At 67.0% G+C, this 21,112-nt stretch carries 20 protein-coding genes, 3 pseudogenes and 1 CRISPR repeat array (1 of these 24 running past the window's edge); of the genes and pseudogenes, 10 read left to right on the top strand and 13 right to left on the bottom strand.

What is annotated here, in order from left to right; genetic code table 11:
• Window positions 1-477: a CRISPR direct-repeat array (repeat unit 29 nt; unit sequence CTGCTCCCCGCACCCGCGGGGATGGTCCC) (it extends 1,137 nt beyond the left edge of the window).
• 1,301 nt (window positions 478-1,778) lie between these two features.
• On the bottom strand, window positions 1,779-2,039 hold the full coding sequence (locus ACFY0I_RS34435; RefSeq protein WP_388903217.1) for a hypothetical protein: 261 nt from the start codon (window positions 2,037-2,039) through the stop codon (window positions 1,779-1,781).
• Window positions 2,040-2,589: 550 nt separating this feature from the next.
• Between ACFY0I_RS34435 and ACFY0I_RS34440 the strand changes: the two genes are divergently transcribed.
• Both ACFY0I_RS34440 and ACFY0I_RS34445 read left to right on the top strand, forming a co-directional pair.
• Window positions 2,590-3,051, top strand: a complete 462-nt coding sequence (locus ACFY0I_RS34440) for a hypothetical protein (protein WP_388903218.1) — start codon at window positions 2,590-2,592, stop codon at window positions 3,049-3,051.
• Window positions 3,048-3,521 (top strand): hypothetical protein, encoded by a 474-nt coding sequence (locus ACFY0I_RS34445; protein WP_388903220.1) that lies wholly within the window; start codon window positions 3,048-3,050, stop codon window positions 3,519-3,521. The genes ACFY0I_RS34440 and ACFY0I_RS34445 overlap by 4 nt, the downstream gene beginning before the upstream one ends.
• Before the next feature lie 320 nt (window positions 3,522-3,841).
• Here ACFY0I_RS34445 and ACFY0I_RS34450 read toward each other — a convergent pair whose 3' ends face one another.
• Together ACFY0I_RS34450 and ACFY0I_RS34455 are read right to left on the bottom strand one after the other, a co-directional pair.
• Entirely contained in the window at window positions 3,842-4,258 is a 417-nt protein-coding gene (locus ACFY0I_RS34450) for a hypothetical protein (protein ID WP_362883743.1), read from the bottom strand.
• Window positions 4,259-4,309: 51 nt separating this feature from the next.
• Complete coding sequence (locus ACFY0I_RS34455) at window positions 4,310-5,014, bottom strand: hypothetical protein (RefSeq protein ID WP_388903223.1); 705 nt, start codon at window positions 5,012-5,014, stop codon at window positions 4,310-4,312.
• Window positions 5,015-6,090: 1,076 nt separating this feature from the next.
• Here ACFY0I_RS34455 and ACFY0I_RS34460 point away from each other — a divergent pair.
• Window positions 6,091-6,303 (top strand): helix-turn-helix domain-containing protein, encoded by a 213-nt coding sequence (locus ACFY0I_RS34460; protein ID WP_388903225.1) that lies wholly within the window; start codon window positions 6,091-6,093, stop codon window positions 6,301-6,303.
• 1,326 nt (window positions 6,304-7,629) lie between these two features.
• On the opposite strand, the gene ACFY0I_RS34465 is transcribed toward ACFY0I_RS34460, so the two are convergent.
• Complete coding sequence (locus ACFY0I_RS34465) at window positions 7,630-8,259, bottom strand: class I SAM-dependent methyltransferase (protein WP_388903228.1); 630 nt, start codon at window positions 8,257-8,259, stop codon at window positions 7,630-7,632.
• 36 nt (window positions 8,260-8,295) lie between these two features.
• Here ACFY0I_RS34465 and ACFY0I_RS34470 point away from each other — a divergent pair.
• A pseudogene (locus ACFY0I_RS34470) lies at window positions 8,296-9,205 on the top strand (IS5 family transposase).
• Window positions 9,206-9,533: 328 nt separating this feature from the next.
• A complete protein-coding gene (locus ACFY0I_RS34475; protein ID WP_388903231.1) occupies window positions 9,534-9,935 on the top strand; it encodes a hypothetical protein in 402 nt (133 codons plus the stop codon).
• An 11-nt stretch (window positions 9,936-9,946) separates the two neighbouring features.
• On the opposite strand, the pseudogene ACFY0I_RS34480 reads toward ACFY0I_RS34475, so the two are convergent.
• A pseudogene (locus tag ACFY0I_RS34480) lies at window positions 9,947-10,087 on the bottom strand (ATP-binding protein); the annotation flags it as partial.
• A pseudogene (locus ACFY0I_RS34485) lies at window positions 10,085-10,328 on the bottom strand (IS5/IS1182 family transposase); the annotation flags it as partial. The pseudogenes ACFY0I_RS34485 and ACFY0I_RS34480, both read right to left, overlap by 3 nt.
• A 279-nt stretch (window positions 10,329-10,607) precedes the next feature.
• On the opposite strand from ACFY0I_RS34485, the gene ACFY0I_RS34490 reads away from it, so the two are divergent.
• From ACFY0I_RS34490 to ACFY0I_RS34500, 3 genes are all read left to right on the top strand, one after another.
• Window positions 10,608-10,673, top strand: coding sequence for a DUF6221 family protein (locus ACFY0I_RS34490; RefSeq protein WP_388903318.1), 66 nt, complete (start codon window positions 10,608-10,610; stop codon window positions 10,671-10,673).
• Between the two features lie 374 nt (window positions 10,674-11,047).
• Window positions 11,048-11,710, top strand: a complete 663-nt coding sequence (locus tag ACFY0I_RS34495) for a ParA family protein (RefSeq protein WP_388903233.1) — start codon at window positions 11,048-11,050, stop codon at window positions 11,708-11,710.
• Window positions 11,710-12,933, top strand: a complete 1,224-nt coding sequence (locus tag ACFY0I_RS34500) for a ParB/RepB/Spo0J family partition protein (protein ID WP_388903235.1) — start codon at window positions 11,710-11,712, stop codon at window positions 12,931-12,933. Before ACFY0I_RS34495 ends, ACFY0I_RS34500 begins: the two co-directional genes overlap by 1 nt.
• A gap of 367 nt (window positions 12,934-13,300) precedes the next feature.
• On the opposite strand, the gene ACFY0I_RS34505 is transcribed toward ACFY0I_RS34500, so the two are convergent.
• From ACFY0I_RS34505 to ACFY0I_RS34535, 7 genes are all read right to left on the bottom strand, one after another.
• On the bottom strand, window positions 13,301-14,245 hold the full coding sequence (locus ACFY0I_RS34505; RefSeq protein ID WP_388903237.1) for a phosphotransferase: 945 nt from the start codon (window positions 14,243-14,245) through the stop codon (window positions 13,301-13,303).
• Window positions 14,245-15,006, bottom strand: coding sequence for a hypothetical protein (locus ACFY0I_RS34510; protein ID WP_388903240.1), 762 nt, complete (start codon window positions 15,004-15,006; stop codon window positions 14,245-14,247). The genes ACFY0I_RS34505 and ACFY0I_RS34510 overlap by 1 nt, the downstream gene beginning before the upstream one ends.
• A gap of 74 nt (window positions 15,007-15,080) precedes the next feature.
• Entirely contained in the window at window positions 15,081-15,392 is a 312-nt protein-coding gene (locus ACFY0I_RS34515; protein WP_388903241.1) for a hypothetical protein, read from the bottom strand.
• Between the two features lie 206 nt (window positions 15,393-15,598).
• Complete coding sequence (locus ACFY0I_RS34520) at window positions 15,599-16,306, bottom strand: SDR family oxidoreductase (RefSeq protein ID WP_388903243.1); 708 nt, start codon at window positions 16,304-16,306, stop codon at window positions 15,599-15,601.
• A 661-nt stretch (window positions 16,307-16,967) separates the two neighbouring features.
• Window positions 16,968-17,117 carry a hypothetical protein gene (locus ACFY0I_RS34525; RefSeq protein WP_388903245.1) on the bottom strand — a complete coding sequence of 50 codons (150 nt, stop codon included), beginning with the start codon at window positions 17,115-17,117 and terminating at the stop codon, window positions 16,968-16,970.
• Between the two features lie 72 nt (window positions 17,118-17,189).
• A complete protein-coding gene (locus ACFY0I_RS34530; protein WP_388903247.1) occupies window positions 17,190-18,815 on the bottom strand; it encodes an IclR family transcriptional regulator C-terminal domain-containing protein in 1,626 nt (541 codons plus the stop codon).
• A 107-nt stretch (window positions 18,816-18,922) separates the two neighbouring features.
• Entirely contained in the window at window positions 18,923-19,606 is a 684-nt protein-coding gene (locus ACFY0I_RS34535) for an RNA polymerase sigma factor (RefSeq protein WP_388903248.1), read from the bottom strand.
• Window positions 19,607-20,178: 572 nt separating this feature from the next.
• Here ACFY0I_RS34535 and ACFY0I_RS34540 point away from each other — a divergent pair.
• Complete coding sequence (locus ACFY0I_RS34540; RefSeq protein WP_388903250.1) at window positions 20,179-20,415, top strand: hypothetical protein; 237 nt, start codon at window positions 20,179-20,181, stop codon at window positions 20,413-20,415.
• The gene (locus tag ACFY0I_RS34545; protein WP_388903252.1) at window positions 20,415-20,684 is read left to right on the top strand and encodes a hypothetical protein; all 270 of its coding nucleotides are present in this window, start codon (window positions 20,415-20,417) and stop codon (window positions 20,682-20,684) included. The genes ACFY0I_RS34540 and ACFY0I_RS34545 overlap by 1 nt, the downstream gene beginning before the upstream one ends.
• The last annotated feature ends 428 nt before the right edge of the window (window positions 20,685-21,112 follow it).

Here is a 21,112-nt window from a genome sequence, read left to right on the forward strand (position 1 = left end):
GGAGTGAGCGATTGCAGTTCCTCCTGCTCCCCGCACCCGCGGGGATGGTCCCGTCCCCGCCGCGTAGCTCGCAGCCTCGACCGACTGCTCCCCGCACCCGCGGGGATGGTCCCATCGACGCCGCCGGCTTCCTCCGCTTCTGGGGCTGCTCCCCGCACCCGCGGGGATGGTCCCCGTGCCAACGTCCAATTCGCGATCTTCGACGGCTGCTCCCCGCACCCGCGGGGATGGTCCCCGCCTACCTGTTCTCCGACTCCCTGGTGCACCCTGCTCCCCGCACCCGCGGGGATGGTCCCCCCGACCACCGCCCGAGGCCCCCTCCTCCCCTCTGCTCCCCGCACCCGCGGGGATGGTCCCGCCGGCGCCGTGTTCGAGGCGTACAGGTCCGGCTGCTCCCCGCACCCGCGGGGATGGTCCCCCCGGCCGATCCACAGTTGGCTGTGGACTGCTGCTCCCCGCACCCGCGGGGGCTTCCCCACGGCAGCATCCCCACCACCGGATGTCGGGGAACTGCTGGCAAGCTGCCGTCCGCACATGCCTTGACCTGCGGCGAGTCAACAACGACGAGAAGTCTCAGAATCTGTTCCCCGACGGCTGTTGCCACCTGAGGTTCGCCGGGTCCCGGCCCGGCAGCCGGCCGGGGCTACGCCCCCCGGCGGGCGATCCTGCTCGCCCTCTCGCTGCGCTCCATGGCAAGCAGGGTGGGCCTACCGCTTCGCCACCAGACGCACCCGCCGTCGGGGCGCGCGAGCGTGAACGTTCATAGCGTGGCTGAGACCGGATCGGGCTGAGCGAACTCGTGAAGGCCGGGAATCGAAGTCCGCTTTCGCTGGGGCGCACCTTCTCTGGCTGAGCTCGAATCAGGCTTCGCGGATCGGTTCCGGTGGAAGGGGTGTACTGGGTGGCGCCGGGCTTCAAGTGGGTGAGGGGCCGGTCCACCACTGGCACCAGCAAGGCCTTCGCGGAGACGTGAGGTAGAGACACGTCGGCAGAGCGCGCGACGACGTGGCCCGTGCAGACGACGGCCACAGCGAGCGCACTTTCGTGGCGCGGGCTGAGCCGCCGCAGTGGGAACGGGCCCGGAGCCACCAGTCACTGGCGCCTGCCTTCTAAGAGGGAGTGCGCAGCATTTTCGCTGGTCAAGCGAATGCTGGCCTGGAGATACGTCGGCCCTGCACTGATACATCTCTTGGCGATAGGTCAGTAGGTCCCGACGTATCCGCGCTCGTTCGTTGCAGTACTGCCACCAAACCTCGTGTCAGCGAAGCCTGGGTTGACGGTGTTTGGTTGCAGTACTGCGACCAAACATCCCGTCAGGACCTGGAGCTGGTAGCAACCCGGGGACAGAGCCGGCAGACCCATCCGCTGCGGCGCAGTGTGGATGGACGGCGGCGGGTGATGTGTCCCGCGGCGCAGCGAATGAGGTGGGGGGCGTGTACGCCGAGCCAGAGGGGTTCGAGGAGAGCGGCACCGTCGGCTGTCAAGCGTTCCAGAAAGGCGTCCGCAGCAGCGGCGGGGTCCTTGCGTGCGCAGGTTCGGCACATGCCCTGGCCCTGTTGGATGTTGGAAGGGCGCGGTGTGCACAGGTGGCCTGCGGGGCAACGGACCCGGTGCGGGGTGCTGTTGCCAAGCCAGGCGGGTTCTAGGAGTTGGGCGCCGGTGGCGGCGAGTCTGGTGCGGAATGCGGCTTCCGCTCGTAAGGAGTGTGCGGGGCGGCGGGGCTGGTACATGGTTTTTCCCGGACGATGCAGGGCTGGCGAGCGGCTGCGGAACACCCGTCATTTCACCTGATTCAGCACGCCGAGCGCTACGGCTGCTCGGCGGCACCCGGACCGGACCGTCACGGGCCCGTCAGGCAGGTACCTCCCGCCCCACTCGACGGGGGCCGCGGCGCGCATCGCTGCCAGGCGCAGCTCTCGATGGGCGGTGTCGGCATCGTCCGGCAGGACGGTCCGGGCGGCGGCTTCGTCGATGAGGTCGAGGAGCAGCGTGGTCTCGCCGGGAGTGATCGGCTGTCTGTGGATGTATGCGCCGAGCATATGGGGCGCGTCCGTTCGCAGTGCTCTGTCCGGATGAGTTCATGGATCGTGCCGATGCCGTCCATGGGCGTCTCCCAGGCGGGGTTGGGTCCGTGCCTGCCTGGTCGTCCTCCCCACCGATTGGGCCCTCGCGGTCACCGGTGAGGAATCGGTTGGTGAGGTGTGTCTGCATTGTGACGTCGTGGGAGTTCGCGTGGTGAGTGAACCGGTGACTGGAGCGGCGTTGCCTGAACGCGGGAGATGCGCCAGTACAGCGCTGACGCTTCTCCGACTTCCGTTGCAGTACCGGCACGGTGTTCGTCGCAGCTCTGCAGCGGTCCAGCTTCTACTCAATGCGAACCAGGACGATGAGGGGCCATCGATGAGCGCAGGCAACACCCTTGCAGTTCCCATGTCTCCACCGCGGCCGGTCAAGCGGCGCCGCCCCCTGCCGTCACCCGCCCCTTCGGAGCGCATCATCGCGGGGCACAAGTTGGAGGTTCCCCCGGGGCACGGAGCGCACGTCTACCCGTTGGCGACGGCGACCGGCTTCATCGGCAGGACGTACAGCATGGACTCCCTGGCCTTCATGCGTTGGGCATCGCAGCGGTACGTGGACCCCGGCCTTCGTTTTGTCCTCAATGTTCTCGTCGCCTGCATCGGTCTTCAGGAAGTCGGCGGCATGATCGAGAAGACCCAGCAGGAGATCGGTGAGGAGCTGGGCGGATACAGCCGTTCGCACATCTCCTGGGCCTTGCGTGTTCTCGTCGAGGACGGCGCACTTCGTCGGGTCCGTCGCGGTGTGTATCAGCTCGCGCCGTCAGCAGCCCTGCGCGGAGGCATGAGGCCTTTGGAGCAGGGGAAGAGCGGGGCGGCCGGCAAGGTGAAGGGGGAACGCGTGGACCAGTTGGACCTGCTCAAGCAGATCCTGGAGGACCCGGACGCTCCCGCCGCGTTCAAGTCCATGGCGCAGGCCGATGCACAGCTGCCGGAAGGACCGCGGCCTGGCACGAAGGGGAAGGCGAAGGAATGATGACCTCGGCCACTCCCCCGACGCCGTACCCGAGCGCGCAGTACAACCCCTACGCGGGCCTCACGTTCGTGCCCAGGCTTCCGCCCACCGCGTACGCCCTGCTTCTGCACATGCTCACCCAACAGCAGCCCGGCGGCCACGTCCGAGCCACCCACGACGAACTCGCCACCGGCCTCGCTCTGAACCGCGGCGTCATCAGCCGCGCTATGCCCTACCTCGTCGCCGCCCGCCTCATCCTCGTCATCGGCCGAGGCCGCTTCAAGATCCACCCCATGCTCGCCCTGCACCCCAACCCACAGGAACGCAAGGCAGCACTGGCCGCACTCGCACGCGAAGACCGACTCGACGTCGGCCACTTCGAGGACGAGTACGAACTCCGCCTGACTCACTACCTGGAAGAGAAGGCTCGCAAGAAGATCGAGCAGGCCAAGGCTCCGACGACACGAGCACACCTTCGCAGCGTCCCCTGAACGCCGGCCAGCCGGCTCACCGTGGAGCAGTGGCTTCATCGATGGATGAAGCCCGAGACTCGCGCCGTACTCCTAGCGAGCGCCGCAACGCGCCGATCCCAAGGGGCCTCGCACTGGTGGTAGCCGGCCTCGCTTGGCGAGGGAACCGGCACCGACGGGCATAAGGTCTCCGCCCGACCCCTCGTCCGCACCTACGGTCGAGTCCGGCTGCCTGCAAGAAACCAGCTCGGCAGATATACTTGAGGACAATTGTTACTCAGGCGCAGAGGGCCCCCACCTTGGTGGGGGCCCTATGCATGTGGCCCGGCCGATCTCCGGCGTCAAGCGACCTGGAGCTTCGGCCTGCCGCTCGGGGCCGGCGGAGCCTGATGGTAGGTCGGCAGCTTCAGGTTGGGGAGGTCCCCCGCCTGGATCCGTGCGAGAGCGGCCCGGAACGCGGCTTCCATGGCGTCGGGGCTCTCGTACTTCGCCGCGAGCGGGTGCAGCCGGTAGGAATTGCCGTTCCGTTCCTCGCTGCGCGGCCTCAGGACGATGTTGAGGTCGCACAGAGGCGCCATGAGTCCACTGATGGCCTGGGGCGTGACGCCGTACTCGGCCGCCATGTCCTTCTGCCGTACCGGCAGCGCTCCCCCGAAGTCGCTGCGGGAGACAAGGTACTGGAGGAACTTGACGGCGGACCCTGACAGCGGCAGGGCCCAGATGCGCTCCGCGACGATCGGAGACATGACGTTAGCCATGGGATGGCCTTCCTCGTGAGCGGTCGCCCGTGCGCGGGCAGGTCAGCACTATCACCCGGTACGTTTCCTTCCACGAAAGCTGGCTTCGGAACCGAAGTCGAGGTCCAACTCTTCCTGGTGGGCGCCTTCCGGTCCCACGGCATAAGGGAATGCCTCGGGGTCGTGGGCGTGCTTGTCGCCAATCTCGGCGAGTACTTCGTGCTGGGCCGTGCTGTTGCCTTGGAACCACAGGCGCACGTTGATCTGGATCCGACCATTGCCGGCCTTCTCCACCCAGTTGTATCCGCACAGCGCCTGGACGGCACGGTTCACGGTGGAACGCGTGATCATCTTGCCGCCCTTCTGCGCGGCAATCTTGTTCAGTCCGTCGGTGATCTCCTGCTGCGTGTACTGGGCGATGCCGGTACCGGGCACCTGCCCTCCGGCCACGAACAGGAAGACACAGAGCTGGGACTTGGTGATGCTGTTGGCGACGGCAAGCTGCGCCAGGAGCTGGGTGAACCAGTTGCTGGCGAGGCTGTACCCGGCGCCGCCGGCCATGTCGTGGACGGACCTCGGGTCTGCGGCGTATTCGAAGTGGACGCCCTTGAGGCGACGTCGACCACCGGGGTCGGTGGCCTGCGCGACCTTTTCCCCGAGCTGCTGGCCGAGGACGGCCAGGATGTCTCCGTATTCGGCGTCGTTCCCTGCCGCGGCGGGTGCCGGGACAGGCCGGGGCCCGCGCTGTCGACGACGGGCGGGCGGATCAGATGTCACAGGACCTCCTTGTTACTCAGGCGGTCTGAGACTACCGAAAAATCAACGTGGGCTTGTCTTTTGGTGCAGCGGCGCGCCGGAGGCCGCCTCTGATGCGCGAACGGCACGGGCCGGGATCCGGAAGTCCACGCCACGTGGACTTTCTTTGCGCCGGCGGTCCGAAAGTCCACGAGTACTTGATTTTCTGTGCCGCCATGGCAGCACATTGACGAACGGCCACTCACGGCAATCCCGCACCGTCCGCCCTGGCACCCGATGCTCTGACCTGCGGCGATCAATCGCAGGAACGAGCGCTCAGAAAATCAACCGCTGCTTGATTTCTTCCCCAAATGTGCCCGCCAGGTACACACTTCACGCCCCCAAGTGTGCCGCAGACGGCACACTCATGATCACAAACATGCAGGTCAGAGGACTGAAACTTACGCGGCCTCTTACTACAAGAGCGACCCGAACCCGTCCTGCTCCCAAATGTCTTCATCTTGTGACAAACAGGTCCCACCAACTCATACCCACAACCACACTGACCCCTCACCAAGTTCAGCCACAGCACCTCAGCGCTCAACCAACGCTCATCTCTACGAATCACCTTCAGCCCCCCACATCAGCTTGAGGCGGCACCAGCCACTGTTGATCTCTGTCCCTCGTGTTCAGGAAGGGCGCCCAGCGCCCGACCGGTGCGCCAACGACCGTAAGGGAGTTGGCGCAGGACATGAGGGTGAGCGGGTCCAGGGCGCCTGAGCGCCTGGCCTGGGGGTCTGGGGGGCCGGCGGTCCCCCATGCTTCGGCCGGTCCAGCGCGGCCAGGCGCTGGCGGGGTCCAGGGGCTGGCCCCTGGGATGATCAGGGCCGCAGTCAGCCGTGGACAAGATCGCAGATCCATCGAGCATCAGCTATGGGTCAGAGTTGTCGAAGACGGACTGCCATGGCCAGCATTGTGTGTGAGGACCTTGCCCCACCGTTGGATGTGATCGGCCACGCCAGGACCATCTCACTCAGGGGCATTTCCCTCTCTGCAAGTTCAGGGACGGCAAGCGATCCAAGTTGTGCGGGTGGTACGCACTCTGAGGTCCTCACGCGGTGCGACGTCCGGAACGGGCGGGCATCAGCCCCTCCCGGGTCAGCCACATCGAGACCGATCTCCTGCCTCTGAGTCTCGAGAATCTCACCGCCTTCGCAGGGGTGCTGTGGATTTCCCTCGGCGACTCCGATGTCGTCATCCGGCCCGAGCGCGACGAGCGCCGCGGCCTGACGGCCTGGCTGCTCAGGAGGGATGACGGTCCCTACGGCTGACCGTGGGGAAGACGCGGATCATCGATCGGGCCAGCGATGTCGGCTTGGACGACCTGGGCGTCCATTCTGGTCGTGACTGGTTCCCCGTGCTGTCCGGCACGGTGGTCCTCTGCCCCGGCGAAGGCGTCATCCGTGTCGAGACGAGGCAAGCCGCCTGCTTCTCCTCCCTGATCCCCCGCGCCCCTGCGCAGGGACCGCGGCCCCACCGAGATCCTGATCATCCTCGGCCACGACGGGGTACGCAGTCACGTCGGAACCCGACCCATCGACAGGCATCGACGGCGGCCGCAGTCAAAAGAGCGATACGCCCCTCCAGCACCCGGGGTCCCGACGAGGTCGAAGTTCGTTGTGACGACAACTGGGTCGATCGAAGTTCGCTGAGATCTGTCAGGGTCCTCTGAGGAGGGACGTGGTGTATGCGAAACTTCATAAACAACAGAAACCGGGTCATAAGCGACCCGCAGAATGGCACCCTGAAGGCTTGATCTCCAGGTCCTTGGAGTGATCGGATCACCCCCTGATCGCAACGCCGTCAGACGGGCTTCCAGGGCGTTCAGTCGGCTCCGGTCCCCCATGAGGAAACTCCAATTCACCACAACGGCCCAATATCACCACGTCCCCGGCCCCCACCGGTACAACGTGGGAGCCGCACGCTTCTCGATCTCAATGAGGTCGCAGACTCCCGAGCCAGCTCGATCACACGCTGCTCGCGGCCTCACCCGTCGGCTTGGGACCGGCACGTGCCACGCCAGCCCGGGGTCGTGAGCACGTGCCGAGTTGGGTGCCTGCCCATGCCTCTCCCTGTTGCTGGAAGTATCGGCTCGGCCTCGAACTGCCGCAGCCGCTCCACACCACGGCCATCGCCGATCGGCTCCATTCACACGCGCCTACAGGCTCCCCTCCCCCCAGAGCTCGGACTCACTGAATCTTCAAGTACGGATATAACGCGGGGACGTCTCGTGCGAACTCCCCGGGGAGATCGCACGAGACGAGCTACTCCGCAGCAAAGCAGCGTGTGACTTATAGCGATAACTGTCACCGAGTGGGAGATCCGGCCTGGTCCTCTCAGCCGAATTCGCAGCGGTAGTTGTCAGCAGTTGCCCGGGCTAGTTGGCACGCCACCGGCACCCGGTCCAACCAGGTCCCGACGGCAAACGACCGACGTCTGATCACTGTGGGCCACAGCCCAAACTCAAGATCGATGCCAGCGCGGGAGCACTCCTGTTCAGTCCCCTAGGGCCTGTCTGACAATTCCAGTCTGATCAGCGAGATTCGGCTGAGCTGGCAATCTGGAGGTGCGCCGAGCGGCCGGGGACTGGGCAGTGGCTACGAACGGCGGGCCAGCAGATGGGCGTCGAGGAAGCCCCGATCAGAGGCTGGATCGTGGAGCAGCCGGGCGAAGGGGTCGAGCCCAGCATCGCCCAGCAGTTCGGCGAGGCGATCCACCGGCCAGCTGTAGGCGGGCGCCACCTTGTGGTCGAACCGGACCGGTTCTTGTCCGTCGGTCCCGAAGAAGGAGACCAGGAGCAGACCGTCCGGCGCCAGGACGCGCACCTGTTCGGTGAGCAGCTCCGGTAGTTCTCCAGGAGGGGTATGGATCATTGAGTAGTGGGCCAGCACGCCGCCGAGCGCGGCGTCCTCGACCGGCAGGGATTCCATCCGCGCCTCTTGGAAGCGCAGCGCCGGATGGGCCTGCCGGGCGTGGTCGACCATGCCGGGGGCAAGGTCGAGTCCGAAGGCGTCCAGGCCGAGTTCGTGCAGCATGGCTGTCAGATGTCCGGGCCCGCACCCGACGTCCGCTGCCCGCGGGTTGCCCGTCGCGCGCACCAGTTCGGCGAAGGTGCCGATCATGGCCCGGGAGAAAGGTTGTGTCTCCAGCCGGTTTGCGAACAGCGATGCGTACAACTCAACGACACCGTCGTAGGCCGTCCTGGTCTCGTCCTGATGATTCACCACGGGCAGGACTCTATAGCCGGTCTGATAATTGATCTTGTGGCAGGTCGAGGTGAGCTGACGGACGCGGCATGGAAACGGATAGAGCCCCTTTTGCCTCATGTGGGCGGACGGGGCCGTCCGTGGCGTGATCACCGGCAGGTGGTCAACGGGGTGCTGTGGCGGCTGCGGACCGGGGCTCCGTGGCGGGATCTTCCCGACCGGTTCGGGCCGTGGCAGACCGTCTACGAGCGGTTCGCCCGCTGGGAGGCGGACGGCACCCGGGCACGGTTGCTGGAGCATGTTCAGGTCCGCGATGACGCGGTGGGCCGCGTGGAATGGACGGTCTCCGTCGACTCCACCATCAACCGAGCCCACCAGCACGCAGTGGGCGCCCGCAAAAGGGGGATGCGAACGGGGACGAACTGGAAGATCCGGGCGGCTCGCAAGCGCGCCAGGCCCTCGGCCGCTCCCGAGGCGGACTGACCACCAAAGTCCATCTCGCCGTCGATGGCCGGGGCCTGCCCCTGTCGATTGTGCTCACGCCCGGCAACGTCAACGACGCTACGGCGTTCGGCCAGGTCCTCGACGGCATCCGCGCCCCGCGCCTCGGCACGGGCCGCCCGCGCACGACACCGGATCGTGTGCTGGGTGACAAGGCGTATTCCAGCAGGTCCGTCCGTCATCTGCTGAGGCGCCGGGGCATCGCTGCCACGATCCCCGAGCGCCGCGACCAGGCGGCGAACCGCCGCCGACGCGGATCCCTCGGCGGCCGGCCGCCGGCCTTCGACAAGGTCACCTATCGCGACCGCAACGTCGTCGAACGATGCTTCGCCCGCCTCAAGCAGTTCCGCGCGATCGCGACCCGGTTCGACAAGCTCGGCGACCGCTACCGTGCCGGAGTTGTCCTGGCTTCCTTGATCCTCTGGCTCCGCGAGTCCACGGTGATCATTTGTCAGACAGGCCCTAGGGGCAGCTATCGATCGGCGTCGACGGGTATTCCACTCATCTGCAGCCGGGCCTTCAGGAACTCCATCTCCAACACGTCCCCACCAGACCATCATGGCTCCGTTCCCCGACCAGTTCACGAGCCCGCGACAACGAGGCTGCTGCGTGTCCACGGACAGCGGGCCATCCAGGTGAGCGGACTCTCAAGGTCCCTTTGGACGGACAGTTGATCTCCCTGCCAGGTATGATTTTTCGTCGCTCGGATGGAGGCTCGCGCGAGCGTTGGGAGACGACGGGCCGTCTACCTCTGCACCGCCTCCGGTATCAGTGGTGACTGCGATGCTGTCGGCATGATCCCTTGGAACCTGCTCGACCTCGACATTGCCTTGCGAGCCAGCTGGGCTGCCGATACTTGCTCGCCCGACAATCAGGCCGAATGGCAGCCGGGCAACCCGGCCTGGGGCCACTGTGACATTACGGCCTTGATCGTCAATGACGTCTTCGGCGGCGACCTCATGCTCGGTGAAGTGCACCTCGATGGGGACCAGCACGGCTTCCACTGGTGGAATCGGCTGCCCAGCGGTGTTGAACTCGACCTGACGCACGAACAGTTCCAGCTGGGCCAGGCCGTCACGGAGGCCCGTGTCATCGAACGCCCGCCGGGCCCCCTGCCCCGCCGCTGGGACGAGTACCTCCTCCTGCGCAAGCGGGTCATCGAGCACCTAGGTCATCTGCCGGAGCCTGCCATTTGAGCCGGCTGGGATCAGCCCGGCTGGTTCAACGGGATCACGCCCTGGCCGGTGGTGGCCTGGGTCAGCCGCAGGCTGGAGCCTTCGGTCAGGACGACGTGGGCCTGGTGCAGGAGCCGGTCGACGGCGGCCGTGGCCAGCGTCTTGGGCATGATGATCCGGTCCGCAGCCGACTTCGAGAGCCCCGAACAGCGGGGTGAACTGCCGCGTGGTCGGGTTCGTTCGTTAGCAAGTTGCGACGAGTAGAGGCCCGGTCCTCCAGTGGAAGGCTCCACGCCTGCCCCTACGGGCAGTCTCCGCACCCTCGCGCCGCAAAACCGTCCCGATCTTCCCGAAGGCGTGAGCGCTCAGGCCTGTGAACGGAGCAGTCCAGGACGACTTGGACGCCGTGAGCACACACCAGCCTCCGCAAGATCTTTCCGCTGTGGAGCGGTCGGCGGGGGGCCTGCGGCGTGGAAATTCAGGCGACCGGCCGGGGCCTGGCGCATCGCCCAGGATGACCGCATGAGCCAAGACTTTGTGACGTTCCTTCACGCAGGACTGGATGAAGAGACCGACCTGGCCCGACGGTGCGACGGTGACGGCTGCGGGGGAGTGGACCGCTGACGGGCCACGTTCGACTTCTGCCACGGAAAACTCTCCGGCTCCCATCCCACGATCGCCCTGCACGTCGCGTTGCACAACCCGGCTCGCGTCCTGCGGGAGGTCGAGGCCAAGCGACGCGTGCTCGCCCGACATTGACTCAGCCCTGCCACGGGAGACCCCGAACTACCGTGGGAAAACCGCGATGACTGTCAGTACGACAGCGAGACCTGGGCATTGAGATGACCTGCTCGACCTCGCGTCTCCTTACGTCGATCACCCTGACCACCCCGACGCCTGTGAGGCGGAGATCGTTTCGGGACTCAGCCGCCATCGACTCGAGGCCGCTGACAACAGTGCGCGCGAGTGGCGGGGTTGGTTTACCGCGGTAAACCAAGGACTGAAGCGGACATACAAGGCAGGGATCCTCACGCCTCGTGGCGTCACGACAAACCGGGCAGCCCGAATCTGGCATCATTCCGTTCAGCCCGAAGTACCGGATTCATCGGGAAGCAAACGGAGCGAGCATCAAAATGCCAGCAAGCGTGTACGTCGTTTCCATCGACCCCCAGGCCTCAACCGTCTGGTGGGCCAACCGCATCAGCGACCTGCCCTTCGACTTCTCGCAGGAACACGAGACCCCCGAGAACCTCAAGCTCCTCAAGGACACAGGAGCCCGGGTCCACGTGATTGCCAATCAGAAGGGCGGGGTGGGCAAGACCACCACAACCCTCAACCTCGGCGCAGTCGTCGCCGACGTCCTGAAGAAGAGTAAGGACGGACTGCAGCACGTCTTCATCGACACCCCCGGCAGCCTCCAGGACGAAAATCTGCTCCTCGAGGCCCTCAAGTACGCGCACGACGTGATCGTGCCGATGCCACCGGAAGGCCTCGCGTTCGACCCCACGGCACGCACCATCGCCAAGGTCATCGAGCCCACCGGACTGCCGTACAAGGTCATCATCAACAACTGGGACCCCCGCGACGGGACTGCCGACCTCGTCGACACCCAGGAGTACATCGACGCGCAGGGCTGGCCCCGTGCCGAGACAGTCATAAGGCGCTACAAGGTCCACACCCGTGCCTCCGTCGAGGGCAAGGTCGTCACCCAGTACGCGAAGAACCGGGTCGCCATGGAAGCACGCGAGGACTTCTTCCGCCTCGCCCTTGAGATGGGATACGGAGGTCGCGCCTGATGGCCGCCGGACGCCGCACCAGCCTTGCCTCGCTCGCCGGCCAGAAGGTCGACGACGTTCCCGGCAGGAGCGACCCGCTGCTGCTGACCCTTCCGCTCTCCACCATGGTGCCCACACGGTTCAACCCCCGCCGCAACTTCGGCACCGAGGACGATCTGAGAGAGTTCGGCCTCAAGCTCAAGAAGCGCCAGCTGCAACCGGCCGTCGTCGTCTCACGCGCCGCCTACCTCAAGCTCTGGCCCGAGGAGGCAGACAGCGTCGACTCGACGCCCTACGTCATCGCCAACGGCGAACGCCGCTTCCGGGCCTCCCTCGCCGTCGGACTGACGACACTGAACGTCGTGCACAACGAGGACGTGGCGAAGTCCAGGGCCGACTTCCTCGACGCCGTTCTCTCCGAGAACAATGACCGTGAGGACCTGGACCCCATCGAGCGGGCCATCGGTATCGAAACGATGGTCGAACAGCTCGGGGGAGCGGATCAGGTCGCTGCGCACTACGGGAAGACGAAGGGCTGGGTGAGCCAACAGCGCAAGCTCCTCAAGCTCACCTCAGAACTCCAGGTTCTCGTGTCGCAAGGTGAGATGCCCATCAGGGTCGCCCGCGACATCGCCGGACTCCCCCACCCCGAACAGGGCGAGGCGTGGGAGCTGGAGGTCCAGCGCCGTGCGGAGGCCGAACGGGCGCCCCGCACGCCCCGGGCTGCCAAGGTCACGGCCGCAGCCCCTGTGGCCATGCCGTCGCCGAAGGCGTCTGAGGAGCCCACCCGGTTTACCGCGGTAAACCAGAGTGCTCCGGAGACTGCTGAGGCGGCGCCGCAGCCAAACCCGTTGCCGACTCAGCCGGTGACTGATCTGTCTCGGTTTACCGCGGTAAACCAGGCCGCGCCTCCGGCGGCGGAGGGGGACAGGTCTCAGGAACCCCTCGACGTAGCTCCGCAGAGCCCCGACTCGCAGCATGTGCCCGACCCTCGCTCACCCGCACCTGCGCCGGCCCCGGCCCCGTCCCAGGCACCGCGGGCTCCCTTCTTCATCCCCTGGACCGATGGGGTGGCCACCATGGACCTGTTCTTCGCACGGGTTCCGGAAGCTCAACGGCACCTGGCAATCAACCGCTACGCCGAGCTGCTCGGCTCGCCCGAGGCATTCGTGAACGACCTCGCCGCCGCAACCGACCCAGCATTCCGCGCTCAGGTCGCCGAGTTGCTCCTCAAGGACCTGTAGCCGGGGCATGACCGCCAGCCTGTGAAACATTGAAAGGCCCGGGTTCCTGCGAGTCACGTCGCAGGAACCCGGGCCTTCAGGTTGTCCGGAGCAGGGCCTGACGTGCAGCGCCTCGAGGTCCCACAGCCATGGAACCGGGCGAGCCCGTCGAGACGACTGCCACTTCAAGCAATCCAGTACGGCGAATGTTATGGCTCTGAAATTCACCTGCGTGCCGACAGCTCCAAAACCGCAGGCACCGGTGACGACGCAGCCCACGGCGGGGGAGTAGTGGCAGCACCGGACGCCGTCGAGGAAGTACGTGCCAGGGTGGGCATCGCCGCTGACTTTGAAGATCACTCCGGCGCGGTCGAGGAGGTAGTCGCGTTCACGGATGGTGGCCAGCGCTGTGCCGAGTGGCGAACTCGTGGAGGCCGGGGAAGAGGGCGGTATCGACCGTCCTGGTTCGCTCATACTGCTCGAGTCCCTTCGTGAAGAGATGACGGCGGTACTGCCACTTCATGTGCTTGTCCGCACGGGAGGGGTGGGCGGGCCGCATCAGGGCGAGGAAGAACAGGGCCTTGACGAGCAGGTATGCGCCCAGGTTCTGACTGACCGGCTGTCCGGTCGTGTTCAGGCTCGCTTCGTCCAGCACGGCGAGGTAGCGGTGCCGCTGAGCGGGGCCTGCGGTGTAGCCCTTGCTGCCGCCCTTGAAGGCGATGATTTCCAGGGCGGGGAGGACGTCGTAGCCGAGGGGTACCAGGCCGTGGTGCTGCCAGTCGATGACCCCGCCCGCCAGGACGTTGGGCAGCCCGTAGTCGAGGTGGCCCCCCACCAGCGGAACCGTACCGAGACTGTCCAGTGCGTGGTCGAGCGCGGCGTGTGTGCGGGTGTTGTCCAGGTCGGGGTTCTCCTGGAAGACGTTCTGGGTGAACCCGGCGCTGTCCAGCCACTGCCGCAGTGCGCCGGGCTCGGGTGCGACAAGGTGAGCAGTCTGGGCGCGCAGCAGCCGGGCGCCGACCTGTCCGGCGGTGTCGACGACGTCGTCGTGCAGGGCGCGGACGCCGTCCAGGGATGCCATCGCTCGGTCGTGCAGCGTCTGCTCGCCCAGCGATTCCTCCACGACGTAGTAGTGGCCGTCGCCGGTGACGCCTTCCTCCAGGACGTGGGGGACCGGGTAGTCCAGTTCCGCGATCCGGCGCTGGAATTCTGCCTCGGTCCGGAGCTCGGCTCCGCCGGTGCGTCGGTAGCGTGTTCCGTCGCCCGACACGTACACCGCGCCGTCGGCAGCGGCAGTCCGCCTTTTGACGAACCTCCAGTCGTTCTCATTCATCAGCTCGCTCCTTCTGGCTCCTTGGCGGAACCCTGGGTGATCGGGTCCTCGGGAATGGCTCGGGACAGGGTCCGGACTTCCATGACCCAGCGCATATCACCCACCGCGACGCGGCGCCGCAGTTCGGTGAGAACGTCACTCCCCGGTAGGTCGGGCCGGGCCAGGTGGGCGCGGCGCCAGAATTTCAGCAGGGCCGGGAGCTGTGCCGCGGTGATGCCCGCCCGCAGGTGCAGGGAGCACACCGGTAGGAACCAGGTGAGGAACAGCTCTCGTAGCGGCGGGCTGACGCGATGCACCTCGCAAAGGCGCCGCAGCGCTGCGGTGTCGTCGTAGGGGATGCGCCCGTGCAGCGCGTACCGCAGTCGCGTTCCGTCGTGCCACCGGAACGGGGCCCCGTAGGCGGCGACGTTCGCCGCGGCGTTCTCGGTGAGCGTCATCACCGGCTGCCCGGCGTCATGCCGGGCGGCGGCGGCCAGCACGGCGATGTGCACGCCGGCCCGCGGGTCCAGGACCAGACCGTCCAGCCCGAGCGGCGCGAGACTGATCCCATGCGCGCGGGAGCGGGACAGGATCAGCCTCTCCGGAACGTTCTGGGCGATGGTCAGCAGATGTCCCGGTGGCCGAGCCTGGTGGGCGTGGAAGTCATCACGTACGAGTACAGGCTCGCCGGGGGTCCGGTCCCAAACCAGCAGCCGCCGGGTGTCAGGCCGGGAGCCCTGGTGCCCGCACGCCCGGCAAGCGTGGGCGACGGCTCCGGTCATGTGACCGCAGCGGGAACAGAGATGGACTGCCGTAGGAACGACCGACAAGACGCCCTCCGCCAGACGGCGTTCGATCATCTCCAGCGCGAGAGCGGCCACGAGGGGCGCGGTATCGGTGAGAACACCACCGGGGCGGGGCCCGGCGCGTACTTGGCGGCGATCGCGCGTTCCTCACGCTCCTGCCGCCCGAGGGTGTCCCGGTCGGGGGCGTCACGGTGGCGCAGGTCCCCGGCCAACGTGACCGTGTTCCACAGATGTGGGACCGGTTCTGCGCCCAGAACGGAGTTGAGTGCTTCGGCCGCGCGGATCCCGGCCGCCTTGCCCGGCCGCTCGGCGATGCTGAACGAGCCGTTCTGCACAGGCCCGTTGAAGTACAGGACGTTCATAGCCCCAAACTCCTCAACAGTCCGGCGGGACGGCCCCGCAAACCAGGAACAGTCCGTTGTCCTCCTCGGTAGACCAGAACGGCGGAGTTGCATGTCTTACGCATGAGCGTGACGACCCTCTCCGCGCCGCCTACAGCGTCGTCGTAGGGCCACCTGTCGCCGCTGGGACACCATGCGCGGGGCGTTTCGGAATTCGGAATGGCCGCCTACCAGGCCAGGGGTTCGCCCTCTCGGAAGAAGCCGCCAGTGGGGCCGGAATCGGGAAGGGTCGCAGCCCAGACGACACCGGTGGCTCCCTGATCAACGGATCCGCCTCCCGGGCCACCCATGTCTGTGGCGATCCAACCCGGACAAACGGCGTTGACCAGGATTCCCTCGCCCAGCAGTTCGTCAGCGAGCTTGCGAGTGAGGGCGTTGAGGGCCGCCTTGGAGATCCCATAGGCGGGGGTTCCGCCGGACATGCGCTCCAGGGATCCGGACTCGCTGGAAACGTTCACCAGACGTGGGTGCGCCGAGCGGCGCAGCAGAGGCAGGAACGCCTGCGCCGTTTGCCAGGCGCCGAAGAGGTTGGTTTCCAGGGTGCGCCGGACTTCGTCGAGATCGGCGAAGACAGCTCGCTGGGCGGTGTCGTAGTTGATGGCGGCGTTGTTGACGAGGACATCGAGGCGCCCGAACTCCGCGTCCACCTGGTGGGCGAGGGCGCGGACACTGTCGGTGTCGGTCACGTCCAGTTGGTGCGGCAGCAGCGTGCCAGAAACGCCTGGGGCGAGGCCGGTGACAGCGTGTTCGGCATCCTCCGGACGGCGGGCACACAGCAATACGGTGTGCCCGAGCTCGGCGAGCTGATGCGCGGTCTCGCGACCGATTCCCCGGTTGGCGCCCGTGACCAGCGATACCGGTGAGGCGGTGCCCAATGTCTCTCCTTAAGCGGACGATCTTGACCCGGACAGCACGCTATGCGGTCGCCCTACGCATAAGGATCAGGCCCGCGGCGCAGACAGGCCGCGACCTTGGGCGTAGTCCTGACGGTCCATCGCGGCCTACGACCATCGGCTTCCTCCCGCACCCTGAGTTCTGCCGTTCGACGACGGACGCGTCGCCCCGCCGCGCAGCCAACAGCCGCATCAGAGCAATCTCCCAGAGCTCGCCGGGCTCTGGGCTCCCGTCCTGCCTGCCAGGAACTCGGCCGCCGGGCTGCCGCCTCGGTGAGCCCGGCCTGAACCCGATGCCTTGGTCATGCCCGGGTCAGGGCTTTCACCAGTTCGTTCGCGGGTCATGTTCGAGAGGCCGGGGAGGGGGCGGCGGTCGCCTTCCTGTAGAGGTCGGTTTTGAACGTCCGGGACATGTGGTTGGTGACGGTGGCTGCCAGGGCGAGCGGACCTGCAGCATGGCCCGCTCGCCGGCGGCACCGTGTTACTCCAGCAAGATCACCGCAACCGTGCCAACAGCCCGTGGCCAAGCTGCCATTGGTGTGGGTGTGCACGACCCATCTGCGGCCCTTGGCAACGTCGGGCTGGGGTATCGGCCCCGGCAGACACGTGGCTGTACCTCGACGCGGGGCAAGGCTTTCGGAGCTCAGTGCCAACTGTCCAGGATGGCTGTTGCGTGTCCGATGATTTCCAGCAGGAGGAGGGTGGGCACGAGCCAGTTGGTGATGGCTTGGGCGGTGGTGTGTGTCTGTGTGGGTTCGGCGGGCAGGTCTGGGTCGTTGGCGGGTTTATCCATGATGTTGACCTTTCGGGCCGGGGGAGCCGTGATGGTGGCGGCGGGGCCGGCGGCTGAGAGTGGCTGTTGCTGTCAGCCGGTGGTGATGGTGAGCCGGGTGTGGGGGTGCACGATGTGCGGGGTGAGGACCGGTGCGGGGCCCGGTGTCCACAACTGATTCGGGGCGGGTGTCAGGGCGGGTTCAGGGGCAGGCTGCGTTGTTGGGCTTGGCTGTGTCAGGACAGGTGTGGCGGGTTCTGGGTTGGTGGCGAGGACGAGGGCGAGGAACAGGCCGATGGAGCGGTCGCTGAGGGCTCGTGCGGCTTCGAGCAGGCGGTGACGGGCGGCCGCGGGCAGGGAGAGGGCCACGGAGCAGACCTGGCCGGCGAGCGGCAGCGAGAGCGCTACGCACACTTCCATGTCGCTGTACTCGAAGACGTCGAAGTAGGTGCTCTGTGGGCCGTGGCGGTCGATGCTGTTGATCAGTTCGACGGCGTCGGTGATGGTGCGGCGGGTCAGGGGTTTGGGCTGATGGCGGGAGAGCAAATCGGCTCTCCCGGCGGGCGGCAGCTGGGACAACAGGCTTTTGCCGACCGCGCTGGCGTGGGGCGTCTCCTTGAAATCGACGGTCATGGTGACCTGCGGAGCGTCCGGACCCCAGGCGAGGTGGGGAATGACGATCTCTCCGTCGGTGTAGGTGGAGAGGTAGATCGCCGCGCCGGTGTCGTCGCGGAGCTGGTCCAGGACGAGTTGCATGACCGAGTTGCCACGGGCGATCTCGGCCAGCAGCGGCCCGGGACCGTGTGTGTGGTTGTCCAGCGGGCGGGTGAGGCTATTGGTGTCCAGCCAGGCCAGCAGTCCGGCGGCACCCTGTGGGGTCAGTCCGGCGGTTCGGGCCACGGTCTGCAGATCGACGCAGCCGGATTCGCGGACGAGTTGGAGGACGTCCAGGATCCGCAGCGAGTCCTCCCACTCCGCCGGGGCATGCCCGTCGTGCTGGCCGGGCAACGGCCGCCGTGCGGGCGGCGGCGTCCACAGCCGCCTGGAGGCAAGCCCCATCGGCGCCGTCCTTCCTCCCGGAGGGACTGAAGGGCCGCCTGCCACCGGGTCCAGCACCTCTTCGCGCGACTGCTCGTCGGCCGTCGAGTCGCTGGTTGTCGGTGCGGTCGAGATTTGCTGAGTGATCCCTTGGGGTGCCGGGTTCGTGGCAGGGGTCGGAGTGGCAAGGGCCATGAGTGCCTTCGCCAGGCGCGTGGTCGGGAGCCAGATGTTGCCAAGATCGTCGTGTTCGTGAACTTCGGCGTACCTGGCGGTCCGTCGCAGACTGTGGCGCAAGGAAGCGGTCAGCTCTGGCTGCTCCGTCCATCCCGGACCGCTCGGCGTTCCGTGAGGGCGGGGCTCGAGTGCGGCCTTCAGCCGGTCGCGCCACATGGCCTCGTCGCGGGGTTCGACCCGTCGTTTGTGGTCCAACATCAACAGGTATGCGGCCTCGGGCTCGCCTGCGCCGGCGGCGAATTCCCACCAGAACCCTGCAGCTTCCTCCCCGGCGAGGTGGAGCAGGCATCCGAAGGCCACGGCGCCGGCGGTGGACAGGCCGCAGTCATCGACGAGGAGCGCGATGTCCCGGCTGGCCTGCGGGTGCAGGACGACGCTGACACACAGCGCTTCGAGTTCCAGGCCCGCCCTGTCACTGGCTGCCATCTCGGGCAGGTCGCCCACCGGGCAGGGGTAGCCGGCCGATGCCATCAGTCGGGCGTAGGCGGCCGGTACGTCGTACCAGTTCCCGGCGTCGGTCCCGCTCCCGGAAGCAGGGTGAGCCTGACTCATCACTGCTGCCCCCGCTCATTCAGCGCCTCAAGCTCCCGCCTGAGGCGGGCACGGGCCCGTTTGAGATTCATCTGCGCCGATTCCTCCTTGATCCCCATCAGCTCGGCGACCTCCCGCAGCGGCACGTTGAGCCGCTCAAGCTCCAGCGCCTCCTGCAACCGCTGAGGGAACTGTTGGATCACCCCTTCCAGAGCCATCAGGTCCACGACTTCCGTGCCCGGATCTCCACCGGGACAGCCCTTGCCCATGGCAAGCAGTTGCTCGTCGTCGACCGGGATGATCCGGCGCCCGGCCCGCTGCAGGTCGGCGATCCGGCTCTTGAGTACCCGCCACGCATACGCGCCAGGGTTCTCCGTCTCCGACAGCCGTGGCCAGTGCTTCACCATGTACTCGAAAGCACTGTGGACCGCGTCCTCGGCATCGCAGCGGTTGAGGAGCTTGCCCCGTGCGAACAGGAAGAACCTCTGGGAGTGCCGGCGGTGGAGCCGCTGGAACGCCGCCTCCTGCTCCGGGGTCCAGTGCGCGGGGGCTTCCGGCAACAGGGGCAGCTCGTCGAGTGCGGATGCCTCGCCAGGGGCCCCGCCGTTTCGGGCGGCGGGAACAGGCTGGGGTAGCAGTCGGCCCCAAACATCGCGCGTCATACCGGCCGGGTCACCGTGCTCCGCGGTGCCCACCTCGCTCACCTGTCCACCTTGCCCATGGCACGGCGCGGTCCTGCGGAGGCTCGGGCCGCTATGCCGCGTAGAGCTGATTGACCGCTCCGGTCCGAATCGGCGGATGGCACGGGTGGCCGCTCTGCGTCCACCAGCGGCGCAGCGTTCAGCTGCACGTGTCCTCCTAGGAAGATCAAGCACCGTGTCGTTCCTCTTCCGGTACTGGAGGCGGGTGCCTCTAGGAAGGACAGCGTGCGCACCCCCCTACTGCGGTACACGCGATTGGAAAGTTTTTCGGGTGAACGAAATGCAGTGCAGACGCAACCGGAACAGACCGATTCGAGTGCTGGAAATGACATAGCCGCAGTCCCAGCAGCCTCTGCCGTCGGGTGGGGCCGAGTCAGGTTGTCGAGGCCGCCCGCACGGAGGCAGCCGAACCCAGGGAGCCTGGTGCTGCTCGATCAGAACAAGTGGTCACCTGGCGCGTTGGGTGATCTCCCTCCTGGGCGGGGACGCGGGTTGGTTTCGTCCGGAGTGGTCCCGGGCCCACTCACCCGGCGATACCGTGGTCTGACACACCCGTTCGGCCCATGGAGTCCGTAATGAGCGAACAGCCGGCCCCCGCCGATGCCACAGCCCGGCAGCTGCTGGCGCCCGCCGCCGCCGACGCGGTGCGCGCGTACGCGGCCAGGACCCGCGCCCAGGCCGACCAGTTCGCCGCGGTCCTGGAGGACGTCGCGGCCAACGGCCTGCCCGACCCGGAGCAGTGCACGCCTTGGGAAGAGCTCCGCGAGTTTCACCTCCACCGACTTGCCACCCAGCGTCCGGCCGTAGCCTGATGCCCGGACGCAGTGGCCGCCGCGCCCGCATCGCCTTCTCCGACGCCGCGGCCAAGCAACTCGAGAACATCACCAGCGAGGCTGAGATCCACGCCCTGGACCGCGCCTTGGTCGTCATCTCCGTCGACCCGGACATCGGCGATCCGATCCCCGACGCCACCACCGGTCCCCGACTGCTCCAGTACACCGACGAAGTCGAATCCGTCCGCGTCCTGTACTTCGTCACCGCACTGTGCACCGTCGTGGTCGTGGCCTACATCGAGGTCTGATCCACGAAGCAGCCGGAGCCCGTCCCCCGACCAAACGGCCGCCCTTCCCCAGGCGCTCAGCAGTGTCGCTGGTGTTTCTTGCCTGGGACAGCTCTTCGGCAGAGACCTTGCCGTGGAAGCCATGACCGGCTCGGCGTGGGCTCTCGTTCCTGTGCCCATCCTCGTGACCTGGCAGCAACGTCCACACCGAACGCGGGCCGAGTGTTGTACGGAACGGTCAGGGAGTTACGCCCGCTGGCGGGGCCTAACCGCCCCACATTGGACCGGGTGGATCGTGTCTTGAACACCCGCGTGGACGAGCGCCATGCCGTCGGGGATACGGGGGCACGGTCACTGTGATCGATATGGCTCACTGATCGGCGGCCGAAGCGGGTTTCACCGAGGCCGTTATGGCCACCGGCGGAGGGGGCCTGCCGGATCGCGGGTAG

Source organism: Streptomyces sp. NPDC001568 (genome assembly GCF_042893755.1).
In the GTDB taxonomy this organism is placed as follows: Bacteria; Actinomycetota; Actinomycetes; order Streptomycetales; family Streptomycetaceae; genus Streptomyces.

What these genes read in the sequence shown, in the direction of transcription:
- ACFY0I_RS34445 (WP_388903220.1), top strand. Translation starts at nt 3,048, where the DNA reads ATGATGACCTCGGCCACTCCCCCGACGCCGTACCCGAGCGCGCAGTAC.
- ACFY0I_RS34545 (WP_388903252.1), top strand. Translation starts at nt 20,415, where the DNA reads ATGCCCGGACGCAGTGGCCGCCGCGCCCGCATCGCCTTCTCCGACGCC.
- ACFY0I_RS34440 (WP_388903218.1), top strand. Translation starts at nt 2,590, where the DNA reads ATGGACTCCCTGGCCTTCATGCGTTGGGCATCGCAGCGGTACGTGGAC.
- ACFY0I_RS34495 (WP_388903233.1), top strand. Translation starts at nt 11,048, where the DNA reads ATGCCAGCAAGCGTGTACGTCGTTTCCATCGACCCCCAGGCCTCAACC.
- ACFY0I_RS34435 (WP_388903217.1), bottom strand. Translation starts at nt 2,039, where the DNA reads ATGCTCGGCGCATACATCCACAGACAGCCGATCACTCCCGGCGAGACC.
- ACFY0I_RS34505 (WP_388903237.1), bottom strand. Translation starts at nt 14,245, where the DNA reads ATGAATGAGAACGACTGGAGGTTCGTCAAAAGGCGGACTGCCGCTGCC.
- ACFY0I_RS34475 (WP_388903231.1), top strand. Translation starts at nt 9,534, where the DNA reads ATGATCCCTTGGAACCTGCTCGACCTCGACATTGCCTTGCGAGCCAGC.
- ACFY0I_RS34450 (WP_362883743.1), bottom strand. Translation starts at nt 4,258, where the DNA reads ATGGCTAACGTCATGTCTCCGATCGTCGCGGAGCGCATCTGGGCCCTG.
- ACFY0I_RS34525 (WP_388903245.1), bottom strand. Translation starts at nt 17,117, where the DNA reads ATGGATAAACCCGCCAACGACCCAGACCTGCCCGCCGAACCCACACAG.
- ACFY0I_RS34540 (WP_388903250.1), top strand. Translation starts at nt 20,179, where the DNA reads ATGAGCGAACAGCCGGCCCCCGCCGATGCCACAGCCCGGCAGCTGCTG.
- ACFY0I_RS34515 (WP_388903241.1), bottom strand. Translation starts at nt 15,392, where the DNA reads ATGAACGTCCTGTACTTCAACGGGCCTGTGCAGAACGGCTCGTTCAGC.
- ACFY0I_RS34510 (WP_388903240.1), bottom strand. Translation starts at nt 15,006, where the DNA reads ATGACCGGAGCCGTCGCCCACGCTTGCCGGGCGTGCGGGCACCAGGGC.
- ACFY0I_RS34500 (WP_388903235.1), top strand. Translation starts at nt 11,710, where the DNA reads ATGGCCGCCGGACGCCGCACCAGCCTTGCCTCGCTCGCCGGCCAGAAG.